Here is a 10958-nt window from a genome sequence, read left to right on the forward strand (position 1 = left end):
ATCGCGAGCAAGCTCGCTCCCACAGGTTCAGGGGTCAGGCGCGCTTGATCAGGTGCACGGCCAGCACGTCGCAAGGCGCGCCATGCAGCACGTCGTTGGCGGTCGAGCCGAGCAACAGCGCCAAACCGTGGCGGCCATGGCTGCCGACGACGATCAGGTCGCAGCCCTGTTCCTTGGCCAGGTGATGGATCTCCTGGCGCGGCTGGCCGTAGGTCAGGTGGCTGTTCTCCTTTTTCAAGGCAGGGTATTTCACAATCAGCCGGTCAAGACGTTCCTTGGCTTGATCGAACTGTTGCTGTTGCAACTGGGAAAGATCCATCGGAACGTCACCGCCGAAGGCCATGGCCATCGGTTCGACGATGTGCACCAGCGACAGTTTGTTTTCCCGGCCTTCGCACAGGGCGAGGGCTCGCTTGACGACTGGATCGCATTCTTCAGTAAGGTCGACGGCGACCAGGATGTGTTCGTAGTACATAAAAAGCACTCCAGAGAATGGCGATACGGTAAGTATGGCTGGTTTCAAGCGCATTGACGGCGACGCAGGTCAACGGGCTCATCAGAATTCGGGAGTACAGATATGACGGTCTGGATAGTGGTGTCAATCCTGTTGGTGGTATTAAGCCCCCTGGCATGGTTGCGGCCGTCCCGTGCACAGAACGGGCGCATGGCCCTTCGCATGGAGGCGCGACGCCTCGGGCTGGCCATGCAATTGACTCCGCAGGACTGGCCTCACTGGCTTGGCCAGCAGCCGCCAAACCCGTGTGCGCAATACCACCGAGCCCGGCGGGGCAACCAGCCGGCCAGTTGGAGTTATTGGCAAAAGGCGCCTGGTGTGTGGGTGAATCAATGGCAGGAAACCTGCCAGGATGAATCGTTGCTCAGTCATTTCAGGACGCTGCCAGCCAATGTCTACAAGGTCGAGGCTGACCGGCAGATGATTGCGCTGTACTGGGGCGAAAAAGGCGACGCCAGTGTCTTGCAGGACATTTCAGCGGTGCTCAAGGCGTTGGCTTGACGCATAAAAAAGCCCGACAGATTCATCGGGCTGGGTGGCCAGGCAGGCCGGTAAACACGTCTTCAGGTCGTTCATTCGAAACGACCTTCCCATAAAGCGCTCAAATGCTTTGTCACCAGCGTAGTCGGTTGAATCCGTTGCGGTTGGAATTAGGGCGACTTTTCTAATTATTGATTCTATGAATGGTTGCTCATGCAGCGCCGTGTTGCGGATCCGTGCGGTACGGAAATGACCGGGGAGTCCTGTTCAAACGCTTGTTTAGGGCGATTGACAATTGTCGGAAATTCCGTGAAGGTGACGTACCCAAATCAAACGGGCGTATGAATTGAGCGTTTGTATCGGAACGCTCCTACAGACCCCGACTATCGCGTTGACGGGTGTGCCTGGCGGATTGGCGTAGCATCGACGGTAATGTCAATGCCGAACCAGTGGTCAGCGTCCAACGTGTACTGTTCAGCTTCCATATCGTGGAGATCAGTTGATGATTTACGAAGGTAAAGCCATCACGGTTAAGGCTCTTGAAAGTGGCATCGTCGAATTGAAATTCGACCTCAAGGGTGAGTCCGTCAACAAGTTCAACCGTCTAACCCTGAATGAATTGCGTCAGGCCGTGGACACTATCAAGGCAGATGCTTCGATCAAGGGTGTGATCGTCAGCAGTGGCAAGGACGTGTTCATCGTCGGCGCCGACATCACCGAATTCGTCGACAACTTCAAGCTGCCCGATGCCGAACTGATCGCTGGCAACCTCGAAGCGAACCGTATCTTCAGCGACTTCGAAGACCTCAACGTACCGACCGTCGTGGCCATCAATGGCATCGCCCTGGGTGGCGGCCTGGAAATGTGCCTGGCGGCGGATTACCGCGTCATGTCCACCACCGCCAAGATCGGCCTGCCGGAAGTCAAGCTGGGCATCTACCCAGGCTTTGGCGGTACCGTGCGCCTGCCGCGCCTGATTGGTGCCGACAACGCCATCGAATGGATTGCCGCCGGCAAGGAAAACCGTGCCGAAGACGCGCTGAAGGTCGGTGCCGTAGACGCCGTGGTTGAACCAGGCAAGCTTCAGGAAGCGGCGCTTGAGACTGTCAAGCGCGCCATCAGCGGTGAGTTCGACTACAAGGCCAAGCGCCAGCCGAAGCTTGAAAAACTCAAGCTCAACGCCATTGAACAAATGATGGCCTTCGAAACCGCCAAGGGTTTCGTGGCCGGTCAGGCGGGCCCGAACTACCCGGCGCCGGTCGAAGCGATCAAGACCATCCAGAAAGCCGCGAACTTCGGTCGCGACAAGGCCTTGGAAGTCGAAGCCGCCGGCTTCGTGAAACTGGCCAAGACCTCCGCCGCGCAGAGCCTGATCGGCCTGTTCCTCAATGACCAGGAACTGAAGAAAAAGGCCAAGGCCTATGACGAAATCGCCCGCGACGTGAAGCAGGCCGCCGTGCTCGGCGCCGGCATCATGGGTGGCGGTATCGCCTACCAGTCGGCGTCCAAAGGCACGCCGATCTTGATGAAGGACATCAACGAACACGGCATCGAGCAAGGCCTGGCGGAGGCTGCCAAGCTGCTGGTCGGTCGCGTCGACAAAGGTCGCATGACTGCTGCGAAGATGGCTGAAGTGCTCAACGGCATTCGTCCTACGTTGTCCTACGGCGATTTCGGCCATGTCGACCTGGTGGTCGAAGCCGTTGTCGAGAATCCGAAGGTCAAGCAAGCGGTACTGGCTGAAGTCGAAGACAAAGTCAAAGAGGACACCATCCTCGCCTCGAACACCTCGACCATTTCCATTTCGCTGTTGGCCAAGGCCCTCAAGCGTCCGGAAAACTTCGTCGGCATGCACTTTTTCAACCCGGTGCACATGATGCCGCTGGTGGAAGTTATCCGTGGCGAGAAGTCCAGCGAACTGGCGATCGCCACCACCGTGGCCTACGCCAAGAAAATGGGCAAGAACCCGATCGTCGTCAACGACTGCCCGGGCTTCCTGGTCAACCGCGTGCTGTTCCCATACTTCGGCGGTTTCGCCAAGTTGGTCAGCGCCGGCGTGGACTTCGTGCGCATCGACAAGATCATGGAAAAATTCGGCTGGCCGATGGGCCCGGCGTACCTGATGGACGTGGTCGGCATCGACACCGGCCACCACGGTCGCGACGTCATGGCCGAAGGCTTCCCGGACCGCATGAAGGACGATCGTCGTTCGGCCGTCGACGTGCTCTACGAAGCCAAGCGCCTGGGCCAGAAGAACGGCAAGGGCTTCTACGCGTATGAGACCGACAAGCGCGGCAAGCAGAAGAAAGTCGCCGATTCGTCGGTGCTGGAAGTGCTCAAGCCGATCGTCTACGAGCAGCGCGAAGTCACCGACGAGGACATCATCAATTGGATGATGATCCCGCTGTGCCTGGAAACCGTGCGTTGCCTGGAAGATGGCATTGTCGAAACCGCCGCCGAGGCCGACATGGGTCTGGTCTACGGCATCGGTTTCCCTCCATTCCGTGGCGGTGCGCTGCGCTACATCGATTCGATCGGTGTGGCCGAGTTCGTTGCCCTGGCTGACCAGTACGCTGATCTGGGCGCGCTGTACCACCCGACCGCGAAGCTGCGTGCAATGGCCAAGAACGGCCAGCGCTTCTTCGGTTAAGCGCCCAACGACTAGAGCGAGAGAACATTTATGAGCTTGAATCCTAGAGACGTCGTGATTGTCGACTTCGGTCGTACGCCGATGGGCCGCTCCAAGGGCGGCATGCACCGCAACACCCGCGCCGAAGACATGTCGGCGCACCTGATCAGCAAGCTGCTGGAACGCAACGTCAAGGTCGACCCCAACGAAGTCGAAGACGTAATCTGGGGCTGTGTGAACCAGACCCTGGAGCAGGGCTGGAACATCGCCCGCATGGCTTCGCTGATGACCCAGATCCCCCACACCGCCGCTGGCCAGACCGTCAGCCGCCTGTGCGGTTCGTCCATGAGCGCGCTGCACACTGCCGCCCAGGCGATCATGACCGGCAACGGCGACGTATTCGTCGTCGGCGGTGTCGAGCACATGGGCCACGTGAGCATGATGCACGGTGTCGATCCGAACCCGCACATGTCGCTGTACGCGGCAAAAGCCTCGGGCATGATGGGCCTGACCGCGGAAATGCTTGGCAAGATGCATGGCATTACCCGCGAACAGCAGGACGCCTTTGGCGTGCGCTCCCACCAACTCGCCCACAAGGCGACCGTGGAAGGCAAGTTCAAGGATGAAATCATCCCGATGCAGGGTTACGACGAGAACGGCTTCCTGAAGCTGTTCGACTACGACGAAACCATTCGTCCGGAAACCACCCTGGAAAGCCTGGCGACCCTGAAGCCGGCCTTCAATCCAAAGGGCGGCACCGTAACGGCGGGTACTTCGTCGCAGATCACCGACGGTGCCTCATGCATGATCGTGATGTCGGCCCAGCGTGCCCAGGACCTGGGCATCCAGCCGATGGCCGTGATTCGTTCGATGGCTGTCGCGGGTGTGGATCCGGCGATCATGGGCTATGGTCCAGTACCGGCCACGCAGAAAGCCTTGAAGCGTGCGGGGCTGAGCATTACCGATATCGACTTCTTCGAGCTCAACGAAGCTTTCGCCGCACAGGCCTTGCCCGTGCTGAAAGATTTGAAAGTGCTCGACAAGATGAACGAGAAGGTTAACCTGCACGGCGGCGCGATCGCCCTGGGTCACCCGTTCGGTTGCTCCGGTGCGCGTATCTCCGGCACGTTGCTCAACGTCATGAAGCAGAACGGGGGCACGTTTGGGGTGTCCACCATGTGCATTGGCCTCGGCCAGGGCATCGCCACTGTCTTCGAACGCGTCTAAGCGTTGCGTTGATGGAAGCCGGGGCCAAGTGCCCCGGTTTTTGTTTTTCGGGTGTAGTAGAAAAAGATTTTGTTTTTATTTTGAAAAGATTGGAGTGAGGGCCAACGCATGCCGATACAACCTGGGCTCTACCAACATTACAAAGGTCCGCAGTACCGTGTTTTCAGCATCGCGCGGCATTCCGAGACCGAAGAAGAAGTGGTCTTCTATCAAGCCCTGTATGGCGATTACGGCTTTTGGGTGCGTCCCTTGAGCATGTTCCAGGAGTCGGTCGAGGTTGACGGCGAACAGGTGCCACGCTTTGCTTTGGTGCAGGCCGAGGAGAGCATTTTTTCCAAGCCTTGAGGCCGACCTGGGGGAGACCCCGCCCTTGACCTCACCTTGCAGCCACTATATATAGCGGTGCCGCGTCAGGCGCCAACCGCCTTTCACTTTTTAGAATTCAGGAATTTTCTGATCCATGGGCAAATCGCTGGTCATTGTGGAATCCCCGGCTAAGGCCAAGACCATCAACAAGTATCTGGGCAACCAATACGTGGTGAAGTCGAGTATCGGCCATATCCGAGACCTGCCCACCAGCGGTTCGGCTAGCGCCAGCAAGGAGCCTGCCGCCAAGCGCGGCAAGGCGGCCGCTGGTGAAGCGCCGGCGCTGTCGCCGAAAGACAAGGCGCGCAAGCAGCTGGTCTCGCGCATGGGGGTCGATCCGGAACATGGTTGGAAAGCCAAGTACGAAATCCTCCCAGGCAAGGAAAAGGTCATCGAAGAACTGCGTCGGCTCGCCAAGGATGCCGACACCATCTATCTCGCGACGGACTTGGACCGCGAAGGGGAAGCCATAGCCTGGCACCTGCGCGAAGCCATCGGTGGGGATGACAGCCGCTACAAGCGCGTGGTGTTCAACGAAATCACCAAGAAGGCCATCCAGGAAGCTTTCTCCCAGCCCGGCGAGCTGGACATTGATCGGGTCAACGCCCAACAGGCGCGTCGCTTCCTTGACCGCGTTGTGGGCTACATGGTCTCGCCACTGTTGTGGGCCAAGATTGCCCGCGGCCTGTCGGCCGGTCGTGTGCAGTCGGTTGCGGTGAAGCTGGTGGTGGAGCGCGAGCGGGAAATCCGCGCGTTCATTCCAGAGGAATATTGGGAAGTCCACGCTGATCTCGGCACCGCCAAGGGCGCTACCGTGCGCTTCGAAGTGGCCCGCGAGAAAGGCGAAGCCTTCAAGCCGCTCAACGAAGCCCAGGCCATGGCGGCGCTGGAGAAGCTCAAGGCTTCGAGCTACAGCATCGTCAAGCGCGAAGACAAGCCGACCAGCAGCAAGCCTTCCGCACCGTTCATTACTTCCACCTTGCAGCAGGCCGCGAGCAACCGCCTGGGCTTTGGCGTGAAGAAAACCATGATGATGGCCCAGCGTCTGTACGAAGCGGGTTACATCACGTACATGCGTACCGACTCGACCAACCTCTCGGCCGATGCCGTGGCAATGGCGCGTACTTATATAGAAAGCGAGTTCGGCAAGAAATACCTGCCGGAGACGCCGAACGTCTACAGCAGCAAGGAAGGCGCCCAGGAGGCTCACGAAGCGATTCGTCCTTCCGACGCCAATACCGAGCCAAGCAAGCTGTCGGGCATGGAGCGCGATGCCGAGCGTCTCTACGAGCTGATCTGGCGCCAATTCCTGGCCTGCCAGATGCTGCCGGCGCAATACCTGTCGACCACCGTCAGCGTCGGTGCTGGTGACTTCGAGCTGCGCGCCAAGGGCCGCATCCTGAAGTTCGACGGTTACACTCGCGTCATGCCGCAAATCACCAAGCCAGGTGATGACGACGTCCTGCCGGACATGGCCCAGGGCGACGTGATGAAGCTGATCAAGCTTGATCCAACCCAGCACTTCACCAAGCCGCCAGCGCGATACTCGGAGGCCAGCCTGGTCAAGGAAATGGAAAAACGTGGCATCGGTCGTCCTTCGACCTACGCAGCGATCATTTCCACCATCCAGGATCGCGGCTACGTGACGTTGCACAACCGTCGTTTCTATTCGGAAAAAATGGGGGACATCGTTACCGAGCGTCTCTCCGAAAGCTTCTCGAACCTGATGGACTACGGTTTCACCGCGGGCATGGAAGAGAACCTGGACGATGTGGCCCAGGGCGAGCGGGACTGGAAGAACGTGCTTGACGAGTTCTACGGCGATTTCAAGAAAAAACTCGAAGTGGCCGAAAGTCCGGACGATGGCATGCGTGCCAACCAGCCGGTCATGACCGATATTCCGTGCCTGACCTGCGGTCGTCCGATGCAGATCCGTACCGCTTCGACCGGCGTGTTCCTCGGTTGCTCGGGCTACAGCCTGCCGCCGAAGGAGCGCTGCAAGGCGACGGTCAACCTCGTGCCGGGTGACGAAATCGCTGCGGACGATGAGGGTGAATCGGAATCCCTGGTCCTGCGCGGCAAGCACCGGTGCCCGATCTGCAGCACGGCGATGGATGCTTACCTGTTGGATGAAAAGCGCAAGCTGCACATCTGCGGTAACAATCCGGATTGCGCCGGCTACGAGATCGAGGAGGGCACTTATCGCATCAAGGGCTATGAAGGCCCGAGCCTGGAATGTGACAAGTGCGGCAGCGAAATGCAGCTCAAGACCGGCCGTTTCGGCAAGTTCTTCGGCTGCACCAACCCGACCTGCAAGAACACCCGCAAGCTGCTCAAGAGCGGTGACGCGGCGCCGCCGAAGATGGATCCGGTGAAGATGCCCGAACTCAAGTGCGAGAAGGTCAACGACACCTACATCCTGCGCGACGGTGCATCCGGTCTGTTCCTGGCCGCCAGCCAATTTCCGAAGAATCGTGAGACTCGGGCACCGTTGGTGATTGAAATCCTGCCGCACAAGGACGAGATCGATCCGAAGTATCATTTCCTCTGCGACGCACCGCAGAAGGATCCGGACGGCCGCCCCGCAGTGATTCGCTACAGCCGCAAGACCAAGGAGCAATATGTGCAGACCGAGGTCGACGGCAAGCCTACTGGCTGGAAGGCGTATTACGACGGTGGTAAGTGGACCGTTGAAGACAAGCGCTGATATGACTCTGCTCGATTCCGGTGGCGAGGCAGCTTGCTCCCGCCGGGCGACGTAGCCGTCCTCGTAAACTCCAGGTAAGCAAAAGGCCGCATGACAACCCGTAGGTTTTCATGCGGCCTTTTTGTTTTTGGCTTGCAGTGGCTTTGGTTCATCCACGACACTGTCGCACCTGCGTGACGCTTTTATTTCGTTGGGGAGAATGCCGCCATGGCCCACGAACTCTATACCCGCACCAACCAGAAAATTTATTTCGCCGGCCTGTCGCTTGAAGCGCTCGCCAGGGCCGAGGAAGGGCGCACCATGAATTCCCCTGCGCTGATCCAGGCGGGGCGTGAGTCAGTGCTGTTTCACCTGTATGGCGCGCTGTTGGGTCTTTGCCATGAAATTGCCGGTTTCTATCGCTTGCCCCAGGCAAGTGCTTCGCGCGCCGAGCTGATGTTGACGCGTGAGGTGCTGGAAACCGTTGCGATCCCCGAACTGGCTGAAATGGTCGAGCTGGCCCAGAACCCGGAAACCTGGCTGGCCAAGCTGCTGGCGGCCCATGCGGCACTGTTCCAGCCACCACGGGCCCCTCGTCAGCCCAAGGGGGACGTGACCCAGCCGTTGATCATGGCGGTCAATCTTGATGAACAGGAGTCCGAACAGCCGTTGAGCCGGGAAGAGCTGGAAAGCTGGCGTCAGAACCTGAAAAGCCTGGCAATTCGCTTTCGAGAGGGGCTGAATGAATGCTGAGTTTTCACTCGGCTTGCAATGTTCGCTAACGACACTTGGTCAAGATCCCGAGCAAAGCCTGACCGATGACTATATAATTCCCGCCTTTCGTGGAGAACAGACTTTTATGCCAACGTCCTTTCTAGAAATCGTCGAACTTCCTGATGGTCGCATCGAGCTGCGCAGGGCTGAAGACGAGGGTTCTCTGGTTACCCTGAATTTTTCCGAAGATGCCAAGGTGTTCCTGCAAGGCCAGCACGTTGAAGTCGCCAAGGCGATGCTTAGCGTGGGCGTGCAAATGGCGGGCCGCTTGGTTGAAGGCGAATTCAGCAAGGAAGAGGGGCCACGGGTTCTTCATTGATCCCGTTTGTCGGCTTTTTGAAAATCGATTTACCGACCCGGCTTCTCTGTCCTGGAGAAGCCCTGCGTTTGTCTTAGCCCAATCGGATATTCAGACTTTGCGCGTCCCCGGTACGAGCGGCGCTGATCAATTGCTGACGAGCGGTCGCAGTCAGTGGATTGAGCCAGCTAACCACCGTATGGCTACGACCCAGGCGTAACGCTTCGCAGGTTAATTGCTGCGCGCTCTGGCTGCCGCGAGGTTGCAATAACAGGATTCGCTCGCGATTAAGCCCCGCGTCCCGTAGCCAGGCCTGGGTAACGCTGGCAGGTGGGGCGATCAATGTGAGCCAGCGAGCATCCTGATCCTGGCTCAGTTCCCTCAGGATCGGTGCCAGCAGGTTCAGGCAATTCCCCGCTGCACCACGCAACGACAGTTCGCTGAAAGCCTCCGGTTCGACACCCCAAGGCGACTCGATGACCTCTTTCAGGACTGGAGCCAGCGGTTGGGCCATGAAAGCCTCGAACAGCGGAAGTTGTGTGTGTTGTGGTGTGTGAGGAAATTGCATAAAGCCTCCTTTAGCGGCGAATGACGCCAACGCTCAAGCCTTCGATGACCAGGTCCTGATCTTTCAGGTCCACTTCGATGGGGGCGAACTCCGGGTTCTCGGCGATCAGCCAGACTTTGCTGCCGTCGCGCTTGAAGCGCTTGACGGTAACTTCGTCGCCGATCCGCGCCACCACGACCTGGCCGTTACGGGCTTCACGCGTGGTGTGGACAGCCAGCAGGTCGCCATCGAAGATGCCGATGTCCTTCATGCTCATGCCATGCACGCGCAGGAGGTAGTCGGCTCTCGGATGGAAGAAGGAAGGATTGATGTTGCAGGATTCCTCGACGTGTTGCTGGGCGAGGATTGGAGCGCCGGCCGCTACACGACCGATGATTGGCAGTGTGGTTTCGTCAGCCTTGGCTTCGAAGCCCGGGATGCGAATGCCGCGCGATGCTCCAGGCGTCATTTCGATCGCCCCCTTGCGGGCCAACGCCTTGAGGTGCTCTTCAGCCGCGTTGGGCGACTTGAAACCCAGTTCCTGGGCGATTTCCGCACGGGTCGGCGGATAGCCGTTGTCTTCTAGGCAGCGTTTGATGAAGGCCAGAATCTCTGCTTGGCGTGGCGTCAGCTTTAGCATATCGATCGCTCTGTCTTTTTATACAGTGACTGGGATTATATACAGTGAACGGCGATTGGCAATCATCCTTTTTCAGCAGGCCGCCAGACGGTTGGCTTGGCCGCTCGGACAGGCATAGCTACAGCCTGCGCAAGGTGTGGTTAAATAGCTGACCGGTCGTTCGCAAAACGTCCCGGCAGACTTGACAACGCGAAGGCTGAAACGTATGTTTCAAACAAGTGTTTGTCAGGCGGAGTAGCCATGGCCCAGTCGGAAACCGTTGAACGCATTCTCGATGCTGCCGAGCAGTTGTTCGCGGAAAAAGGTTTCGCTGAAACCTCTTTGCGTCTGATTACCAGCAAGGCCGGGGTGAACCTGGCTGCGGTCAATTATCACTTCGGCTCGAAAAAAGCCCTCATCCAGGCCGTTTTCTCGCGCTTCCTCGGGCCGTTTTGCATCAGTCTCGATCGAGAATTGGAGCGCCGTCAGGCCAAGCCTGACGTCAAGCCAACCCTGGAAGAACTGCTTGAAATCCTGGTCGAACAGGCGCTCGTGGTTCAGCCACGCAGCGGCAACGACCTGTCTATTTTCATGCGCCTGCTGGGCTTGGCGTTCAGCCAGAGCCAGGGCCACCTGCGACGTTACCTGGAAGACATGTACGGCAAGGTGTTCCGCCGCTACATGCTGCTGGTCAATGAGGCTGCGCCGCGCATACCACCGATCGAGTTGTTCTGGCGCGTGCATTTCATGCTCGGTGCGGCGGCGTTCAGCATGTCCGGTATCAAGGCGCTGCGAGCCATCGCGGAAACCGATTTCGG

Annotated in this window: 11 protein-coding genes; 8 read left to right on the forward strand and 3 right to left on the reverse strand. The window is 58.6% G+C overall.

All coding sequences use genetic code 11. The features are described from left to right. Positions 1-34: 34 nt before the first annotated feature. The gene (locus tag OC610_RS12875) at positions 35-475 is read right to left on the reverse strand and encodes a universal stress protein (protein ID WP_264428150.1); all 441 of its coding nucleotides are present in this window, start codon (positions 473-475) and stop codon (positions 35-37) included. Positions 476-577: 102 nt separating this feature from the next. Between OC610_RS12875 and OC610_RS12880 the strand changes: the two genes are divergently transcribed. From OC610_RS12880 to OC610_RS12910, 7 genes are all read left to right on the forward strand, one after another. Further along, positions 578-1015: a hypothetical protein gene (locus OC610_RS12880; RefSeq protein ID WP_217861555.1), complete on the forward strand. Its 438-nt coding sequence runs from the start codon at positions 578-580 to the stop codon at positions 1013-1015. Positions 1016-1496: 481 nt separating this feature from the next. Beyond that, on the forward strand, positions 1497-3644 hold the full coding sequence (fadB, locus tag OC610_RS12885; protein WP_264428152.1) for a fatty acid oxidation complex subunit alpha FadB: 2148 nt from the start codon (positions 1497-1499) through the stop codon (positions 3642-3644). Positions 3645-3674: 30 nt separating this feature from the next. Continuing rightward, on the forward strand, positions 3675-4850 hold the full coding sequence (gene fadA / locus OC610_RS12890) for an acetyl-CoA C-acyltransferase FadA (protein ID WP_030139949.1): 1176 nt from the start codon (positions 3675-3677) through the stop codon (positions 4848-4850). A gap of 108 nt (positions 4851-4958) precedes the next feature. Further along, complete coding sequence (locus OC610_RS12895; RefSeq protein WP_025212748.1) at positions 4959-5195, forward strand: DUF1653 domain-containing protein; 237 nt, start codon at positions 4959-4961, stop codon at positions 5193-5195. Positions 5196-5310: 115 nt separating this feature from the next. Next, complete coding sequence (gene topA / locus OC610_RS12900) at positions 5311-7923, forward strand: type I DNA topoisomerase (protein WP_181286909.1); 2613 nt, start codon at positions 5311-5313, stop codon at positions 7921-7923. Positions 7924-8130: 207 nt separating this feature from the next. After that, the gene (locus OC610_RS12905; RefSeq protein WP_030139951.1) at positions 8131-8655 is read left to right on the forward strand and encodes a DUF6586 family protein; all 525 of its coding nucleotides are present in this window, start codon (positions 8131-8133) and stop codon (positions 8653-8655) included. Between the two features lie 106 nt (positions 8656-8761). Next, complete coding sequence (locus tag OC610_RS12910) at positions 8762-8995, forward strand: hypothetical protein (protein ID WP_122568400.1); 234 nt, start codon at positions 8762-8764, stop codon at positions 8993-8995. A gap of 73 nt (positions 8996-9068) precedes the next feature. Here OC610_RS12910 and sulA read toward each other — a convergent pair whose 3' ends face one another. Together sulA and lexA are read right to left on the reverse strand one after the other, a co-directional pair. Continuing rightward, positions 9069-9542, reverse strand: coding sequence for an SOS-induced cell division inhibitor SulA (gene sulA, locus OC610_RS12915; protein ID WP_030139953.1), 474 nt, complete (start codon positions 9540-9542; stop codon positions 9069-9071). A 10-nt stretch (positions 9543-9552) separates the two neighbouring features. Continuing rightward, positions 9553-10161 carry a transcriptional repressor LexA gene (gene lexA / locus OC610_RS12920; RefSeq protein WP_030139954.1) on the reverse strand — a complete coding sequence of 203 codons (609 nt, stop codon included), beginning with the start codon at positions 10159-10161 and terminating at the stop codon, positions 9553-9555. A 240-nt stretch (positions 10162-10401) separates the two neighbouring features. Here lexA and psrA point away from each other — a divergent pair. After that, positions 10402-10958: transcriptional regulator PsrA (gene psrA, locus OC610_RS12925; RefSeq protein ID WP_264428158.1), on the forward strand; the 557-nt coding region annotated here is incomplete at its 3' end.

It is taken from the genome of Pseudomonas agronomica (assembly GCF_025917275.1).
In the GTDB taxonomy this organism is placed as follows: Bacteria; Pseudomonadota; Gammaproteobacteria; order Pseudomonadales; family Pseudomonadaceae; genus Aquipseudomonas; species Aquipseudomonas agronomica.

What these genes read in the sequence shown, in the direction of transcription:
- OC610_RS12875 (WP_264428150.1), bottom strand. Translation starts at nt 475, where the DNA reads ATGTACTACGAACACATCCTGGTCGCCGTCGACCTTACTGAAGAATGC.
- OC610_RS12880 (WP_217861555.1), top strand. Translation starts at nt 578, where the DNA reads ATGACGGTCTGGATAGTGGTGTCAATCCTGTTGGTGGTATTAAGCCCC.
- fadB (WP_264428152.1), top strand. Translation starts at nt 1,497, where the DNA reads ATGATTTACGAAGGTAAAGCCATCACGGTTAAGGCTCTTGAAAGTGGC.
- fadA (WP_030139949.1), top strand. Translation starts at nt 3,675, where the DNA reads ATGAGCTTGAATCCTAGAGACGTCGTGATTGTCGACTTCGGTCGTACG.
- OC610_RS12895 (WP_025212748.1), top strand. Translation starts at nt 4,959, where the DNA reads ATGCCGATACAACCTGGGCTCTACCAACATTACAAAGGTCCGCAGTAC.
- topA (WP_181286909.1), top strand. Translation starts at nt 5,311, where the DNA reads ATGGGCAAATCGCTGGTCATTGTGGAATCCCCGGCTAAGGCCAAGACC.
- OC610_RS12905 (WP_030139951.1), top strand. Translation starts at nt 8,131, where the DNA reads ATGGCCCACGAACTCTATACCCGCACCAACCAGAAAATTTATTTCGCC.
- OC610_RS12910 (WP_122568400.1), top strand. Translation starts at nt 8,762, where the DNA reads ATGCCAACGTCCTTTCTAGAAATCGTCGAACTTCCTGATGGTCGCATC.
- sulA (WP_030139953.1), bottom strand. Translation starts at nt 9,542, where the DNA reads ATGCAATTTCCTCACACACCACAACACACACAACTTCCGCTGTTCGAG.
- lexA (WP_030139954.1), bottom strand. Translation starts at nt 10,161, where the DNA reads ATGCTAAAGCTGACGCCACGCCAAGCAGAGATTCTGGCCTTCATCAAA.